17 protein-coding genes are annotated in these 16,137 nt (G+C 64.8%); 9 read left to right on the top strand and 8 right to left on the bottom strand.

Features of this window, described 5'->3' with window-relative positions:
- Nucleotides 1-9 precede the first annotated feature (9 nt).
- The 4 genes from ACUXH0_RS16525 to ACUXH0_RS16510 are packed head-to-tail and all read right to left on the bottom strand — an operon-like array spanning nucleotide 10 to nucleotide 1,416.
- Nucleotides 10-369, bottom strand: coding sequence for a TetR family transcriptional regulator C-terminal domain-containing protein (locus ACUXH0_RS16525; protein WP_235202060.1), 360 nt, complete (start codon nucleotides 367-369; stop codon nucleotides 10-12).
- Nucleotides 370-408: 39 nt separating this feature from the next.
- The gene (locus ACUXH0_RS16520) at nucleotides 409-516 is read right to left on the bottom strand and encodes a TetR/AcrR family transcriptional regulator (protein ID WP_004633310.1); all 108 of its coding nucleotides are present in this window, start codon (nucleotides 514-516) and stop codon (nucleotides 409-411) included.
- Nucleotides 517-566: 50 nt separating this feature from the next.
- A complete protein-coding gene (locus tag ACUXH0_RS16515; protein WP_004633308.1) occupies nucleotides 567-980 on the bottom strand; it encodes a DUF6691 family protein in 414 nt (137 codons plus the stop codon).
- A gap of 1 nt (nucleotide 981) precedes the next feature.
- Entirely contained in the window at nucleotides 982-1,416 is a 435-nt protein-coding gene (locus tag ACUXH0_RS16510) for a YeeE/YedE family protein (protein WP_004633307.1), read from the bottom strand.
- 332 nt (nucleotides 1,417-1,748) lie between these two features.
- Here ACUXH0_RS16510 and ACUXH0_RS16505 point away from each other — a divergent pair, with 332 nt between their 5' ends.
- Together ACUXH0_RS16505 and ACUXH0_RS16500 are read left to right on the top strand one after the other, a co-directional pair.
- Nucleotides 1,749-2,720, top strand: coding sequence for an alpha/beta hydrolase (locus tag ACUXH0_RS16505; RefSeq protein ID WP_009239148.1), 972 nt, complete (start codon nucleotides 1,749-1,751; stop codon nucleotides 2,718-2,720).
- A 57-nt stretch (nucleotides 2,721-2,777) separates the two neighbouring features.
- Complete coding sequence (locus ACUXH0_RS16500; RefSeq protein WP_137910774.1) at nucleotides 2,778-3,572, top strand: hypothetical protein; 795 nt, start codon at nucleotides 2,778-2,780, stop codon at nucleotides 3,570-3,572.
- Between the two features lie 19 nt (nucleotides 3,573-3,591).
- On the opposite strand, the gene ACUXH0_RS16495 is transcribed toward ACUXH0_RS16500, so the two are convergent.
- Complete coding sequence (locus tag ACUXH0_RS16495; protein WP_004633299.1) at nucleotides 3,592-4,101, bottom strand: gluconokinase; 510 nt, start codon at nucleotides 4,099-4,101, stop codon at nucleotides 3,592-3,594.
- 232 nt (nucleotides 4,102-4,333) lie between these two features.
- Here ACUXH0_RS16495 and ACUXH0_RS16490 point away from each other — a divergent pair, with 232 nt between their 5' ends.
- The 5 genes from ACUXH0_RS16490 (at nucleotide 4,334) to ACUXH0_RS16470 (ending at nucleotide 9,866) form a co-directional block, all read left to right on the top strand.
- On the top strand, nucleotides 4,334-6,049 hold the full coding sequence (locus ACUXH0_RS16490; RefSeq protein ID WP_024973659.1) for an AMP-binding protein: 1,716 nt from the start codon (nucleotides 4,334-4,336) through the stop codon (nucleotides 6,047-6,049).
- A 701-nt stretch (nucleotides 6,050-6,750) separates the two neighbouring features.
- Complete coding sequence (locus ACUXH0_RS16485) at nucleotides 6,751-8,025, top strand: hypothetical protein (RefSeq protein WP_004633295.1); 1,275 nt, start codon at nucleotides 6,751-6,753, stop codon at nucleotides 8,023-8,025.
- Between the two features lie 124 nt (nucleotides 8,026-8,149).
- Nucleotides 8,150-8,584: a hypothetical protein gene (locus ACUXH0_RS16480; RefSeq protein ID WP_004633293.1), complete on the top strand. Its 435-nt coding sequence runs from the start codon at nucleotides 8,150-8,152 to the stop codon at nucleotides 8,582-8,584.
- Nucleotides 8,585-8,600: 16 nt separating this feature from the next.
- Complete coding sequence (locus ACUXH0_RS16475) at nucleotides 8,601-9,284, top strand: C39 family peptidase (RefSeq protein ID WP_137910775.1); 684 nt, start codon at nucleotides 8,601-8,603, stop codon at nucleotides 9,282-9,284.
- Between the two features lie 45 nt (nucleotides 9,285-9,329).
- Nucleotides 9,330-9,866, top strand: a complete 537-nt coding sequence (locus ACUXH0_RS16470; protein ID WP_182594221.1) for a hypothetical protein — start codon at nucleotides 9,330-9,332, stop codon at nucleotides 9,864-9,866.
- A gap of 1 nt (nucleotide 9,867) precedes the next feature.
- On the opposite strand, the gene ACUXH0_RS16465 is transcribed toward ACUXH0_RS16470, so the two are convergent.
- The 3 genes from ACUXH0_RS16465 to ilvA all read right to left on the bottom strand — a co-directional run bounded on the left by ACUXH0_RS16465 (nucleotide 9,868) and on the right by ilvA (nucleotide 13,758).
- A complete protein-coding gene (locus ACUXH0_RS16465; protein ID WP_009239144.1) occupies nucleotides 9,868-11,178 on the bottom strand; it encodes a transporter in 1,311 nt (436 codons plus the stop codon).
- Nucleotides 11,179-11,401: 223 nt separating this feature from the next.
- Complete coding sequence (queF, locus tag ACUXH0_RS16460) at nucleotides 11,402-12,238, bottom strand: NADPH-dependent 7-cyano-7-deazaguanine reductase QueF (protein ID WP_137910776.1); 837 nt, start codon at nucleotides 12,236-12,238, stop codon at nucleotides 11,402-11,404.
- Nucleotides 12,238-13,758, bottom strand: coding sequence for a threonine ammonia-lyase, biosynthetic (gene ilvA, locus ACUXH0_RS16455; protein WP_182594220.1), 1,521 nt, complete (start codon nucleotides 13,756-13,758; stop codon nucleotides 12,238-12,240). The genes queF and ilvA overlap by 1 nt, the downstream gene beginning before the upstream one ends.
- Nucleotides 13,759-13,900: 142 nt before the next feature.
- On the opposite strand from ilvA, the gene ACUXH0_RS16450 reads away from it, so the two are divergent.
- Nucleotides 13,901-14,818, top strand: coding sequence for an ion channel (locus tag ACUXH0_RS16450; RefSeq protein ID WP_182594219.1), 918 nt, complete (start codon nucleotides 13,901-13,903; stop codon nucleotides 14,816-14,818).
- A 31-nt stretch (nucleotides 14,819-14,849) separates the two neighbouring features.
- Nucleotides 14,850-16,097 carry a nucleoside recognition domain-containing protein gene (locus tag ACUXH0_RS16445; protein ID WP_137910777.1) on the top strand — a complete coding sequence of 416 codons (1,248 nt, stop codon included), beginning with the start codon at nucleotides 14,850-14,852 and terminating at the stop codon, nucleotides 16,095-16,097.
- Nucleotides 16,098-16,137: the final 40 nt, after the last annotated feature.

The raw sequence follows: 16,137 nt of genomic DNA, 5'->3' as shown, positions 1-16,137 counted from the left end.
CAGGCGGGTTCACACCGCTTCCGTGGCGGCCCTGGCCTGGTGCAGCAGGGTTTCTGCGGCGTGCCAGGCCTGTGACGCGGCAGACGGATCGCCAATCGCGCGGGCGTCGGCCGTGACGCCCGCGAGCCGCATTACGTATACCCCGGCAAGCCGGCGCGCCGTGTTGGCGGGCACCACATCCTTGAGCAGCGTTTCCATCATTGCGAGCAGATCGTCGCGGTAGCGCACCGCCACGTCGGTCACCTCGGGGCAGGTGTTGCCAAACTCCGCCAGCGCGTGCTCGAACAGGCAGCCCGCGAACTCTGGCGTGCGGAACCACGTGCCGTACCGGTCGAAGATGCCCTTGAGGCGGGTGGTGGCGTCAGGCATGGGGCCGAGCTTCTCGGCAATGCTGCCCACGACGAAGCTCTAGCGTTGCTCCAGCACTTCCTTGATCAGATCTTCCTTGCCGGCAAAGTGCCGGTACAACGTCATAGGCGCGACGCCGGACTCGTCGATGAGCTTGCGCAGCGTCATGTTGTCCTCTGTAGGTGGGTTATCGGTTTGTATGCGGCACTGCCGCCCGCCTAGCGCTTGCGTTGCAGCCAACTGAAGACAGCCATGCCCGCCAGCATGGCGGCGACAAAACCGACAGCCTTTGGCACGCCCGCGCCCAGCGCCACCAATGCCGGCCCCGGGCAGAAACCTGCCAGCCCCCAACCGATGCCGAACACGGCGCTGCCGAGCACGAGCCGCGCGGTCACGCCTGTTGCCGACGGCAATTGGATCGGCGTGCCAAGCCACGAGCGGCCGCGCCGACGCGCCACAAAGAAGGCGATCACGCCAACGGCAATCGCTCCGGCCATCACGAACGCCAATGAAGGGTCCCATTGGCCGAACAGATCGAGAAAGCCGAGCACCTTGGCCGGATTGGCCATGCCCGACACGATGAGCCCCGCGCCAAACAGCAAGCCCGCTACGAGTGCGATCACGATGGCCATGTCAGCCTCCAAACACGTGCCGTACCACGAACACGGTGACGATGCCGGCGGTCACGAAGGAGAGTGTGGCCACCAGCGAGCGCACCGAGCCGCGCGACAACCCGCACACGCCGTGGCCGCTTGTGCAGCCGCCTGCGTAGCGTGTTCCGATGCCGACCAGGAACCCAGCCGCCAGCACCTCACCCCAACCCGCGGCGATCTCCGGAACCACGGGGTGGCCAAGCAGTGCGGCAACCACTGGCGCCCCCATCAGGCCGATCAGGAACGCGATGCGCCAGTCCATATCGCCGCGCGGGCGCAGCAGCAGCCCGCCGACGATGCCGCTGATGCCGGCAATACGGCCGGTGCCCAGCACCAGCACGGCCGCCGCCAGCCCGATGATCAGGCCGCCGACGAGCGCCGCGCCTGGAGTGAAATGTGTGAAGTCGATCGACATGGGAAGCAGGGGGAGCAATCTAGGTTCGAATAATATATAAATTTATAGATTGTTTGTCATGTGCCGAGGCAAGGAAGCGCCAGGCGCGGTGCCGGGCGCGATAGAGGCGAGGCCTCAAAACCGGACGACATAGCACGTGCTCAGCGCGTGGAGAGGCAAGACACTGCGGCAGTGCCCGGCACCCTGGCTGCGATGCCTTGAGTAGGCTTGATGCTGCGGTTTCGCAGACGGCGTTGCCCGATGGGGACACTCGCCGTTCAAACAGGGTGCGAACCGATTGTCTGGGTAGCGCTTCCTCGCTAGGCTGAGACTTTGCAGCGGAGGGTTGCGCGATGAGCTGGCAGAACTGGGTCGTCTCTAGGATGGTGCGCAACCAGATCAAGAAGCCGACCGAGCGGGAGCCCTTCGACCCGATCGCCACACGCCTGCATGCCGAGAAGCGCAAGATGCCTTCGCCGGTGGAGCTGCCGCCGGATTGGCGTATCGTCCCGGCCGATGGTGTCAACGGCGATGGCCTCACCGGCGAATGGATTGAACCCGCCGATCCGGACCTGCATGACGACGCGCCGGTCGTGCTTTATCTGCATGGCGGCGGCTATTTCTTCTGCAGCCCGCGCACACATCGCCCGATCACCATTGGCCTCGCCACGCATGCCCGGGCGCGGGTGTGCGTGCCGGACTACCGGTTGGCACCCGAGCATCCGTTTCCTGCGCCGGTGGAAGATGCGCTCTTCACGTATCGCACGCTGGTGACGCAGGGCGTGTCGCCCTCGCGCATTGTGGTGGCCGGCGATTCCGCGGGCGGCGGGCTGGCGTTGGCGCTGCTGGTGGCCTTGCGTGATGCGGCAGACCCGCTGCCGGCGGGCGCGGTGCTGTATTCGCCGTGGACGGATCTTGCCGCCACCGGCCAGAGCCTGATCGACAACGATGAATCCGACGTGATGTTTCGCGGCGCGTGGATGGCGCATGGTGCGGCGTTGTACCTGGGCGATTCGGGCGCACCGGCCGACCATCCGCTCGCCTCGCCGCTGTATGCCGATTTCACGGGCCTGCCCACACTGCACTGCTATGTCAGCACCAGCGAAGTGCTGCGCGACGATACCCTCCGAATGGCCGAGCGGGCGCGGGCGGCCGGGGTATCCGTATCGGTAGAAATGGGGCGGCGGCTTCCTCACGTGTGGCCGATCTTCTATCCTTTCCTTCCAGAGGCGCGCGTAGCGCTCAAACGATCGGGCGAGCAGATCAGGCGACTGGTTGCCGCCCAGCACAAGAACCGAGAACCGGTGGAACTGACACCGGCCTGACCCAGCCGGCGGCGCCCCTGCGTAGCCCGGTCGGGATGCGCAAACGGGGAGCCCAGCATGCGTCGGGTGGTGGTATTGGGTGTGGTGCTGGCCGTGGTGGCCGGCGCCTGGCATTGGAGTCGGCTGCATCGGCTGAGGCTGGCCGATGTGCGCTTCGCGCCGATCGAAAACGTCGCGGCCGCGACGGGCTCGGCAGGCGCCCCCGTACTCAATGCCAACAAGTCGCACTGGCTCAAGGCCTGCGATCAGGCGCTCGGGCCGATGCGCGTGGAGGTGCGTGCCACCGAAACGCCGCTGTCCTTCTCCAACGACCGTTCGGTCGATCAACTCACTGCCGAGGCGCCGCCGTATGACCGATCAGCCCGCGTACTGGGCAAAACGTACGCGACGCTGGTCGCACGGTTCGACGTCAACAGCCGCTACATGGCCATCGCCACGCAGCCGCCAACGACCTGCCTGCGGCCTTCCATCTCGGTGGAGTTGGTGCTGAATAATTTTCGGGTGACGGTGGCGCGGGAATTTGCGCCGGGCACGTGCGCGCACACCGCCATCCGCGAGCACGAGTTGCGGCATGTGGCCGTCAACCGAGCGGTGCTGCCGCACGCCGCCGAGGTGATCCGCAAGGAGATCGAGAGCGAATACGGCGGCCGGCTCTATTTTGGAGATCCGGACCGCATTGCGGCTGATTTGCAAGCAGCGCTCACGCGCCATTGGCTGCCGCGTGCGCAATCGCTGATCGAACTGGGCTTGCAGGCGCACGAGCAGATCGATACGCCGCGTGAGCGGGAGCGTATGAGCCGCGTGTGCAACGGCGAGGTGCAGGCCGTGTTGCAGCAACTCACGCGCAGCTAGCGCCTGGACGCGTGCGAGTTCAGGCGGCCGGACGGTGCGCGGCGCGTGCCTGCAGTTGGGCGACAGCCTCGTCGACGATAGCTTCGGGCGGCAGCGCGATGTCGACGATGACGGCGTCGGTCGGCTCTTCCAGCGCGTCGAACTGGCTGCGTAGGAGGCTCGGATTGAAGAAGTGGTCTTTCCGGGCGGCCAGTCGGCCTTGCAGCAGATCGAAGTCGCCCTTCAGGTAGACGAATTCGGCGTTGCCGGCGGCGCCGCGCAGCACGTCGCGGTAGCGCTGCTTGAGAGCGGAGCAGGCCACCACCAGCGACTGCCCACTGCTCGTCTTCTCGTCCATGTAGGCGCGGATGGATTCGAGCCAGGGTTTGCGGTCATCGTCGTTCAGGGGGATACCTGCGTGCATCTTGGCGCGGTTGGCCTCGGAGTGAAACTCGTCGCCATCACGGAAAGCGCAGCCCAGCCGCTCGGCAATCTTCTGGCCCACCGTGGATTTGCCGCAACCCGAAACACCCATTACCACTACGATCATCGTCATTCCCTACGTGCAAGAAAGCGCAAAACATCAGGCCGGCATGTTAGCGCGTTGATGAGGATGCCCGCCGATTTTTGCTGCTGCAGTGCAGCAATTGTTCCGCATCATTGTTCGTCTGAGAACGGATTGCCAAATGCGTCAAGCTGCGTCAAATTGCGATCAATGCAGTGGCTACAAATCATTCAGAACAAGGCCCCAAAAAGGCCAACGTTGATTGGAGGAGACATCCATGGCTGGTGAGGTTTTCGACGCGCGACCGCGCAACGGTGCGTCATATGTGGTGGGCGATACAGCGGTGCCGCTGGCGCACGTGACAGTCTCGGCGTTACTGGCGGAAACGGTGCGCCGCTGCCCTGACGACGAGGCGGTTGTGTTCCGCGAGCAGAACGTGCGCTGGACGTGGCGTACCTTTGCTGAACAGGTCGATGCGCTGGCCGCGGGCCTGCACGCACTGGGGTTCGAACGCGGCGACCGCATCGGCATCTGGTCGCCCAACCGCGTCGAATGGGTGCTCACGCAGTTCGCAACTGCGCGCCTGGGGCTCATCCTCGTCAACATCAACCCGGCATATCGGCTGTCGGAACTGGAATACGCGCTCAACAAGGTCGGCTGCAAGGCCATCGTGGCGGCCGAGGCCTTCAAGACATCGCGCTATCTGGAGATGCTGCAGACACTCGCGCCCGAACTGGCGACCGCGCAGCCGGGCGCGCTGAACGCGGCCAAGCTGCCGGCCCTGCGCTGGGTCATCCGGATGGGCGAGGCCGGCACGCCTGGCATGCTCAACTTTGCCGACGTTGTTGCGCGTGGAAAAAGCGTACCCGTTGATGCGCTGGATGCCATCACGGCCACGCTGTCGCCCGACGACGCCATCAACATCCAGTTCACCAGCGGCACGACCGGCGCGCCCAAGGGCGCCACGCTGACGCATGTGAACGTCGTCAACAACGCGCGCTTCGTTGCCATGGCGATGAACCTGCAAGAGGGTGATCGACTGTGCATTCCCGTGCCGCTGTATCACTGCTTCGGCATGGTCATGTCGGTGCTGACCTGCACGGCGACCGGCGCATGCATGGTGTTTCCGGGCGAAGCGTTCGACCCGCTGGCCACGCTGCGCACGGTGGCGGAGGAGCGCTGCACGCAACTGCACGGCGTGCCGACGATGTTCATTGCGCAGCTCGATCATCCGGACTTCAAGAGCTTTGACGTATCGACACTGCGCGGCGGCATCATGGCCGGCTCGCCGTGTCCCATCGAGGTGATGAAGCGCGTCGTGTCGGAATTGAATCTGCGCGAAGTCACCATCGCGTACGGCATGACAGAGACGAGCCCCGTGTCTTTCCAAAGCGCGGTGACGGACCCGCTCGACAAGCGCGTTACCACCGTCGGCCGCATCCAGCCGCATCTGCAGGTCAAGCTGGTGGATGGCGCGGGAGAGGTGGTGCCCGTGGGTGAGAAGGGCGAGCTGTGCACCAAGGGCTATTCAGTCATGCTCGGCTACTGGGACGACGAAGCCAAGACCGCCGAGTCCATCCACGACGGCTGGATGCGCACGGGCGATCTGGCAACGTTCGATGCCGAGGGCTACTGCAACATCGTCGGCCGCGTGAAGGACATGCTCATCCGCGGTGGCGAGAACGTCTACCCGCGCGAGATCGAAGAGTTCCTCTTCCGGCATCCGAAGGTGCAGGCCGTCAACGTGTTTGGCGTGCCCGACCCAAAGTATGGCGAAGAGGTTTGCGCGTGGATCGTGCTCAAGCCCGGCCAGCAGGCCACGGAAGAGGAGATCCGCACGTTCTGCCAGGGCCAGATCGCGCACTACAAGATTCCGCGCTACATCCGCTTCGTCACCGAGATGCCGATGACGGTGACGGGAAAGGTGCAGAAGTTCGTCATGCGCGACCGCATGATCGAAGAACTCAAGCTGACGGTGGCCGCCACGGCCTGAACTGAGCTTGCGGTATCGCGGTTGAAATGCGAACGGGTTGCGCGCGGTTTGTTATTGCCATGACGATGCTTGCCGCGCGCGGTTTTGTTCGCCTGCCTGGGCAACGCCCGAGGTGGAAACTGAGACGCGTCTCCCGCGTGCGTCTTGCTGATAGGAGGCACTCGCAGCCAACCGTCCACATAGGATCGCGCGCTTGCGGTGCGCACATCAATGGGACGCGCCACCTGACCCGACGTGCGCCACGGGATGCTCTCCTGCCGGTGACCCACCGCTCACGCAATGTGAGCGCCGATGCGCCGATGTTTCGCGCCTGAAACACCCGGCCAATCGTTCGTCTTAAACACCCTGGCCGTGCGCATGCGCGTGTGCCGACAGCGTCTTCGCGCGAAGGCCATGCAGGCCGTGGCCGTCATGCGCGACATGGCGGTGTATCAGCGCTGCAACCGAAAGGGCGGAAACGGGCCTCCACAAATTCACGTCCCGACACGATTGCGCGGCAGTGCGTGCACCTCTGCACGTGGGTGTCGGTGAATCTTTTGCGTTTTCAATCACTTAGAACAGCCGTGTAAAGCGTGCCCGGAAGTTGGCACCGATTATGCAAACGAGCCGCCCCGGGGTGGGTCATGTTTTTCCCACAGGCAGAGCGCACCAGCCCTACTGGCTGCGTTTCAGCCGTCCCTCTCACCTTTATGGAGTGCGTTATGAAGAAGACCTTACTGGCCACCGCGATCGCCATGGGATTGGGGGTCTCTGGCGTTGCATTGGCTGATATCGGCAATACGGCGTCCGGCGCGGGTGACAAGACCCAAACCACCACATCAACCATCAACAGAACCAGTACTGACACAGACACCACGACAACGACCACAGCAACGGACAATTCGAACCAACACAACAACTCAAGCCAAGGCAGCAACCGCGACAACAGCGGTACAGCCAGCGCCACAGGCTACGGCACTGCAGCCAGCAATAACGGCGGTGTGTCGACTGCGACCTTCACCAACTCCTTCAACACGAGCAAGGCGATTGCCATCTCCAAACTGGAGGGCACGGTCACCAACCTCAGCATTTCGGGGATCGGGAACGTCGCCACCAATAACGGAGGCTCGGCCAACGGCGGCGCCGGCGGGCGTGGCGGGTACGGCTATGGCGGCGCAGGTGCGGGCGGCAACGGTGGCGCTGGCGGCGCAGGCGGCGGCGGCGGCGCGGGTGGCAGCTCGGGCAGCGTGACGCACGGCAGTGCAACCAACGGTGGCGCGACGGCCGGCAATGGCGGTAATGGCGGTGGCGCTGCAGGCAACGCAGGTAGTGGCGGTAGCGGCGGCAGTTCCGGCACGCTGTCGGCGAGCCTGGGCGCGGGCCTGGGTGGCTTGGCAGGCAGCGCCAGTGCAGCGGGCGGCGGCGCTGGAGGCAGCGGCGGCGGTGCCGGTGGCTCCAATGGCGGTGACGCCAATCACCATCATGGCTCAGGCTCAGCAACGGGTGGCGCAGCAGCCGCGGCCGGCGGAAACGGCGCGGCCGGCGGCACCGGCACCAGTGGCAGCTCTACCGCGTCTGGTGGCGCAGGCACTGGAACGAGCACGGCCACCGGCACCAGCACAGGTGGTGCAGGCGCGGCAGGTGGGGCCGCTACCAACGTGGCCGGTACTGGCGGTGCAGGCGGTACTTCCACGAACGGCAGCGCGACCAACGGCGCAGCATCGTCCACGGCAGGCAATGGTGCCGTTGGCGCCGTGGGTGCGGCTGGTGGTGCAGGCGGTGTCGGCAATGGTGGCGTCGGCAATGGTGCGGTGGGTGGCACCGGCGGTGCAGGCGGCACGGTCATGGTGGACGCAGGCACGTTCAACATGTCCAACGCCATGACCAGCGTCGGTCAATCCGCAGCTGGTGTGATGGTGGCGAGCCAGAACAGCGGCTTCGCTTCCCTCATCCAGCAAAGCATCAACGTGCAGGCCAACCTGAACGTGGGCAAGTAGCCCGGTATCGGGCATGAGCGGGGAAGTGCCGCTGCGCGAGCGATGATGCTCAGCGCATGACGGTGGATGGGGCCGGACTGCATCCGTGGTCCGGCCCGCAGTTGGAGCGTATAGGAGACGTTTGATGCGATCCGACAGAAGAACCACAGCAGGGTGGGCAGCATGGTGGTTGGCGTGCGGCCTGGTGGCGTGGCCGGCGGCAGCAGCAATGGCAGCGAACGATGCGCCAATTGCAGACGGTGCGCAGGTGGCCAGCACGGAAGCGGTGCGTCCCCCGGCCGCCGCGGCCATGTCGGTGCCTGGGCTCGGTCATGCGGTGGGCGCAGATCGGCTCGACAGCTATCGCGGCGGCACGCAGGATCTCTACCAGACCGTCAATGAAGCGCGCCTGTCGGGCACGGTGAGCGACAACGCCGCCATTAACGTGGCGACGGGGTCGAACATCGTGCGCGACGGCTCGTTTGCCAATGCCAGCGGGATCCCCACGGTCATCCAGAACAGCGGAGCGAACGTGCTGATCCAGAACGCCACCATTGTCAACGTGCAGTTCCGGCCTTGAGCTTGAGAAGGGCGGAATGATGCGCAAGACGTTCGGAGCAGTGCTGGTGGCACTGATTTGCGGGCCCGCGTTGGCGGGCACGATCGACATGCTCGGCACGGGCGGCGGCACGTATGCCACGCCGGTGACGAGCATGAAGGCCGCGCGCTATCTGCGTACCGTGCATCAGCGTTTCGACTTCAGTTGCGGGTCCGCTGCGGTGGCGACACTGCTCACATATCAGTACGGCTATCCGGTGAGCGAGCAGACCGTGTTCCAGGCCATGTACGAGCATGGCAACCAGGAGAAGATCCGGCGAGAAGGTTTTTCGCTGCTCGACATCAAACGCTATCTGGCATCTCTGGGCTTTGAGGCCGATGGTTTCGAGCAGCCGCTGGATGCATTGAAGGACGCCCACCTGCCGGCCATCGTGTTGTTGACCGAGAACGGCTATCACCACTTTGTGGTGGTCAAGGGCGTACAGGAAGGGCGTGTGCTGGTGGGCGATCCGGCCATGGGCACGCGTGCGATTCCGCGTGCGAGTTTCGAGAGCATGTGGGACAACCATTTGCTGTTCGTTGTCCATAACCGCGAGGCGGGGGCGACGTTCAACGCCTCATCGGATTGGCGCGTGGCACCGCGTGCACCGCTGGAGGAAGGCATGGACCGCAGCGGCCTGGGAAACATCGTCGTTCCCAAGCATGGTCCGTCCGACTTCTGAGCATCGTTGGCGCGTGACATTCCGGTAGTCGGGCAGGAGGGCATCATGAAGCGGTTTGGCAAGGTGGCGTGGGCCGCTGGATGGTTCGCGCTGGCTGCGGCCGGGCATGCGTGTGCGGCCGGCATGGGCGGCATGGACAACAATCCGGTCCATGCCTGGCAGGCCGTGTCCGAAGACAAGCTCGACGACATGCGCGGCGGGTTTGATGTGCCCTCGCTCGCGGGGTTGCGCATTTCGTTCGGCATCGACCGTGCGGTCTTCATCAACGGCGACCTGGTGGCGAGTGCATCGGTCAATATTCCCGATGTGGCACGCATGACGACCACGCAGGCGCAGCAACTGGCCTCGGTGGTCAATACGGTCAACATCGTGCAGAACGGTCCAAACAATGTCGCTCCGCCCGATTTGGCGACGGGGGGGGCAGCGGCAGCCACGGTCATCCAGAACAGCCTGAACAACCAGACGCTGCAGGCGGTGACGACCATCAATGCGGCGGTCAACAGCTTGCCGCAGTTCCGTCAGATGAATCTCTCCAACGTGCTGCAAGGCGCGTTGGCCAACGTCGTCACCATGCTGCACTGAGCTAGAACTGGATCGGCAGGCGCAGCGTGACGGTCAGGTCCGGCGTGTCACGCGTCAGGCCCGCACCCACCGACAGGTTCAGCGCCATCTTGGGTGAGAGCCGGTACGAATAGCCGACCAGCAAGGTGCCGAGAATCGTGCGCACAGAACCCGGCACGCGCTGGCCGTTTTGCGTGGTCGGCCCGATGATGCTCTGGTCGTAGCCGATAGAGAACGACGCCTTCTCGTTCAGCGCCAGCCCCATGCCGAAGTTCAGGCCGATGATGTCGCCGGCCTTCACGTTGCCCAGGAACTGCTTCGAGCCGTCCACCAGGTTCAGACTGACGTCCTTGCGCTCGAAGTTGTGCAGGTAGCTGATGCTGCCGAAGAAAACCGCCGGGTCCGTCGGGAACAGCCACGTCAGCCCTGGCTGTACGGCGAAGAAGCCCGAGCCCGTCGGCTGTTGCAGAGGCAGGCCGGTGCCCGTGGTATTGCTCACACAGCGTGTCACGCAATCGGTGGTGACTTCAAACGGATCCTTGCCGGTGCGCGTCTTGAAGCGCAGCCAGCCGATGTAGAACGGCTTGTCGACCCCGCCTGCATTGATCTGGTAGCGCGCAGTCAGCTCCACGTCGCCGATGCCGTGTCCGTGCGAGCTGAAGGCGTTGTCCGTCGCCGTGCCGGTGAACAGCTCGCGGCTGACGGTGTCGCTCTTGCTGTAGACATAGGGCACCCGCGCCTCCAGCTCCCAGCGCCGCGCGAGGCCGTAGCGCATCGCCACCGTGCCGGTCAGCGTGGTGGTCTTCACCTGCCGTACGTCGATCAGCCCGATCAGCAGCGCGGGGATGATGGTGTAGCCCACCAGCGCCACGCGGTCCGACGACGAATACGCCATCTGAAATGACGGCTCGACAACAACCTTGCCCGGCGGTGTGAGTGCGCTGGGCTCGTCGAAAATCTGCGCGATGCGTGGCGGCCGGTCAGGAGGCTCCGGCGGTTTGCCGACAGGCGTGGTTCCGGGCTGGTCGTTCTGCGCGAGTTCCACGGCGTCGCCGGCCGCGCCGGGAGCACCGGCACCGCGCACGGTGTCGAGTCGGCCCTCACTCATGCCGAGCGCGCGCCGCATGTGCCGCAGATGCGCTTCCTGTTGCTGGATCGAGCGCTTGAGCTCCTGCAGGCGCGCCTGCGTATCGACAAGCTCGCGCTGCAGCGCTTCCAGGCTGGGTGGCTTGTCGTCCACCGGCTCGTTGGTCTGTGCAAGTGCCGACCTGCCACATAGCAGCAGGCATGCGCACGCAACCGCGCGAAGCGGCCCCCATGGTGCGTTCTTCATGGCAATGTCCCCGTCGAGAGCGCCCTGTCCACGAAAGGGGATGGGCCCTTCACGATTTCCCCCGGGCGGCGTACTGCGGATACCACTATAGGCGAGCGGGCGGGAAACGATAGGGCGCTGGCGTCCACAAAACGGACGAGGCCGAAATGCCCGTTTGGTGGATCGCTCAGGCAAGAAAAAAGGCGCCCGAAGGCGCCTTGCGTGTTTTGCCCAACGTCAGCGCTTACTGACGTGCATTACGCAAGTTGTCCGGCCACGGTGTGTTGTAGTTTGTGCGGAACGGATTGATGTCCAGCCCGCCGCGACGTGTGTAGCGCGCATACACGGCCAGCTTGACCGGGCGGCACTGGCGCAGGATGTCGGTAAAGATCCGCTCCACACACTGCTCGTGAAATTCATTGTGTTCGCGGAACGAGATCAGATACTTCAGCAGTGCTTCCTGGTTGATCGGCGCGCCCACGTAGCGGATCTGCACGCTGCCCCAGTCCGGCTGGCCCGTCACCAGGCAGTTGGACTTCAGCAGGTGCGACACCAGCGTTTCTTCCACCGGGCTTTCTTCCTCATCGGCATGTAGCAGCTCGGGCGTGGGCTGGTAGACATCTGTTTCGATGTCCAGGCGGTCGAGCACCAGGCCATCGAGTTCGCCCATCTTCTGCCGCGCGAACTCTTCCTGCGTGACGATGCGCACCTGCACCGGCGCGCCGCATGCTTCCGACAGATCGTGGTGGATCAACTGCTGCAGCGCCTCGTGCGACGCCACCTTCGTCTGGTTGAACGAATTCAGATACAGCTTGAACGACTTCGATTCAACGATGTTGGGCGAATCCGCCGGCACGATCACGGTGCCCAGCGCCACCTGCGGCTTGCCGCGCAGGTTCAGCCACGACAGCTCGTACAGGTTCCAGAGGTCCACGCCGAAGAAGGGCAGCGGCGTGCCGGCGGCGAGGCCGATCTCGTCGCGCTTGCCCTGGCGCGGAATCGGAAACAGCAGGTGCGGGTCGTACTCCGTCTTGTAGGCGGACGTCTTGCCCAGCGGCGAATGTTCGGGTTGGTTGCTCATCACAAAAACAGGCTGTAGACGGGGTTCTCGCTTTCGTCCCAATAGGTATAGCCCAGCGTGGCGAGGAACGCCTTGAACTCGCGCTTCTCGTTCTTCGGTACCTGGATGCCGACGAGGATGTTGCTCGAATCCGCGCCTTGGTTACGGTAGTGGAACAGGCTGATGTTCCAGTTCGGGCTCATGCTCGAGAGGAACTTCATCAGCGCGCCTGGCCGCTCAGGAAACTCGAAGCGGTAGAGATGCTCGTTCTCTGCCAGCGGCGAACGCCCACCCACCATGTAGCGGATGTGCTGCTTGGCCAGTTCGTCGTTCGACAGGTCCAGTGTCGGGAAGCCGTGCTTGCGGAAGTTCTCGGCAATCTTGTCGCCCTCTGCGCGCGACGCAATTTGCACGCCCACGAAGATATGCGCGGCGTCCTTGCTGGCAATGCGGTAGTTGAACTCCGTCACGTTGCGCGACCAGCCGACCAGTTCGCAGAAGCGCTTGAAGCTGCCGCGCTCTTCCGGAATCGTCACGGCAAACACGGCTTCGCGGGCCTCGCCCACTTCGGCGCGCTCGGCCACGAAGCGCAGGCGATCGAAGTTCATGTTCGCGCCGCTGGCCACGGCCACGAGCGATTCGTTCTTCAGCTTGTGCGTCTCGGCATACTGCTTGAGGCCGGCCAGCGCCAGCGCGCCCGACGGCTCCAGCAGGCTGCGCGTGTCCTGGAACACGTCCTTGAGCGCCGCGCAGATGGCATCCGTATCCACGGTGATGATCTCGTCGACGAGTTCGCGCGTGAGGCGGAAAGTCTCCTTGCCCACCAGCTTGACCGCCGTGCCGTCCGCAAACAGGCCCACCTCCTTCAGTTCGACGCGCTTGCCGGCGGCCACCGAGCGCGCCATCGCGTCGGAATCCACGCTCTGCACGCCGATGACCTTGACGTCCGGTCGCACGGCCTTCACGTAGGCCGCAATGCCCGAGATCAGCCCGCCGCCACCGATCGAGCAAAAGATCGCATGGATCGGCTGCGGATGTTGGCGCAGGATTTCCATGGCGATCGTGCCCTGGCCGGCAATCACTTCCGGATCGTCGAACGGGTGAACGAAGGTGTAGCCATGTTTTTCCTGCAGCTCGGCGGCGTGGTTGTAGGCGTCGGAATAGCTTTCACCGTGCAGCACAACGTCGACCCAATCGCCGCCGCGCGAGCGCACGCCGTCAATCTTCAACTGCGGCGTCGTCACTGGCATGCAGATCACCGCCTTGCATTCCATGCGCGCCGCGCTGAACGCCACGCCCTGCGCGTGGTTGCCCGCCGATGCCGTAATTACCCCGCGCTTGCGCTCGGCCGGCGTGAGCGAGGCCATCTTGTTGTAGGCGCCGCGCAGCTTGAACGAGAACACCGGCTGGTCATCCTCGCGCTTGAGGTAGACGCGGTTGCCGGTGCGCACTGACAGGTTGGGCGCGAACTTCAGCTCGGTTTCCACCGCGACGTCATAGACCTTCGCAGTCAGGATTTTCTTGAGGTAATCGATGGCCATGGTGCGGACCGGGTTGGACGTGAACAGAGCCCGTAAGCCTATCACGCGGCGCCTGGCCCGCCTTGCCGGACTGGCGTGCCGGTCGGTACACTGCCCCGGCCGTACCCGGGCGGGCACGGCGCATCATCGGCGAGAGGCCTCCATGAACACCCCGTCGTCTTCCTCCGGGCGTGCCGGGCGCGCGCGCCGGGGCCGCAAAGTCTGGTCCGGCACGCAGCACGTCATCGCCTACGGCATGCCGCCGCTGGGCTGGCGCGACCTCTATCACCACGCGCTGGAGGTCAACTGGCCGACCTTCTTTGCGCTGCTGGCCACGTTGTTCCTGGCGCTCAATGCCGTATTCGCGGGGCTGTATTCGCTCGGCGACGGCGCGATCGCGAACCAGTCGCCGCCGGGTTTCGTGGGGGCGTTCTTCTTCAGCGTCGAGACCCTGGCCACCGTCGGCTACGGCGACATGCACCCGCAAACGCTCTACGCCCACGTCATCGCCACGCTGGAGATCTTCATCGGCATGTCGGGCATTGCCATGGCGACGGGCCTGGTGTTTGCCCGCTTCTCTCGCCCGCGCGCCAAGATCATGTTTGCGCGCAACGTTGTTGTGCGGCCGCTCAACGGCAAATCCACGCTGATGCTGCGCGCCGCCAATGCGCGCCAGAACGTCATCGCCGAGGCCACCGCCCGGCTGCGCCTGATGCAGGACGAGGTCTCGCCCGAGGGCTACTCGATCTACAAGATCCACGACCTGAAACTTGAGCGCAGCGAGCACCCGATCTTCCTGCTGGGCTGGGTGATGATGCATGTCATCGATGAAGCCAGCCCGCTGCACGGCGCCACCGCGGAATCGCTTGCGGCGGGTGATGCCTTGCTGCTGCTGACCATCGAGGGCGCCGACGAGACCGCCGCGCAGACCGTGCAGGCACGCTATTCCTGGCGGCACGACGAGATCTGCTGGAACCATCGCTATGCCGACCTCATCCGCGACGAGGGCGGCGTCACATCGGTCGACTACGACAACTTCCACCTGATCCACCCGATCGAGACGCCCCCGCAGGCACAATGACCGGCTTGTCCGATCCCAACGCGCAACCCCCGTGGCCCTGAATCTCGTCTGGCTCGCCTTCTTCCTCGTCGCCTTCGTTACCGCATGCGTGCAGGTGGTGCAGGGCGACATGGAAGTCTTCTCCCGCATGCTGACCGGCATGTTCGATGCCGCGCGCACCGGCTTCGAAATCGCGATCGGCCTGACCGGCATGATGGCGCTGTGGCTGGGCATCATGCGCGTGGGCGAGCGCGCCGGCGTGGTCGATCTGTTCGCGCGCCTCGTGAACCCGCTGATGCGGCACCTGTTTCCTTCCGTGCCCGCCGGCCACCCCGCCAACGGCGCGATGATGATGAACGTGTCGGCCAACGTGCTCGGGCTGGATAACGCCGCCACGCCGCTCGGCCTGCAGGCCATGCGCGAGCTGCAGCAGATCAATCCGCAGCCGCAACGCGCCAGCGATGCGCAGTTGATGTTCGTGGTGCTCAACACAGCGGGGGTGACGCTGGTGCCCACCTCCGTCATCGCCATCCGCCAGGCCATGGCCGTCAAGCAGGGCCTGGTCGGTTTCAATGCGGCTGACATCTTCCTGCCGACCTTGCTGTCCACGTTCATCGGCTTCTGCGCGGGCATCGCGGCGGTGGCGTGGTATCAGCGGATCAACCTGTTCAAGCCTGCCCTGCTGGCGTATTTCGGGGGCTTTGTCGCGACGATGGGGTTGCTGTTTGCGTGGCTGCGCCAGTTTCCGCCGCAGCAGATGGCCGCGTGGATCGGCCTGATTGGCGCGGGCGCCATCCTGACCATTGTCGTGGCGTTCCTGGTCTGCGGGGCCATTCGCCGCATCAACGTGTACGAGACCTTCGTCGATGGCGCCAAGGACGGCTTCCAGGTTGCCATCGGCATCGTCCCGTACCTCGTCGCGGTGCTGGTGGGCATCGCCGTGTTTCGCGCGGCAGGGTGCATGGATTTCCTGATGCAAGGGCTTTCTGCCCTGTTTACGCACCTCGGCATCGACACGCGCTTTGTGCCGGCGCTGCCCGTGGGGCTGATGAAGACGCTGTCGGGCGCCGGCGCGCGCGGCCTGATGGTCGACGTGATGACCACCTACGGCGTCGATTCCTTCCAGGGCAAGCTGGCCGCCATCATCCAGGGCTCGACCGAGACCACGTTCTACGTGCTGGCCGTGTATTTCGGCAGCGTCGGCATCAAGGACACGCGTTACGCGCTGGCCTGCGGGCTGTGGGCCGACCTGGTCGGGCTGATCGGCGCCGTGCTTGTTGCCTACCTGTTCTTCGCCTGACCGGCTAGGGCGGCCCCCAAGCGACGCCGCGGCCGCTCGC

This window comes from Ralstonia sp. 110700041-2 (genome assembly GCF_056280165.1).
This window is presented reverse-complemented; position numbering and strand designations above follow the sequence as displayed.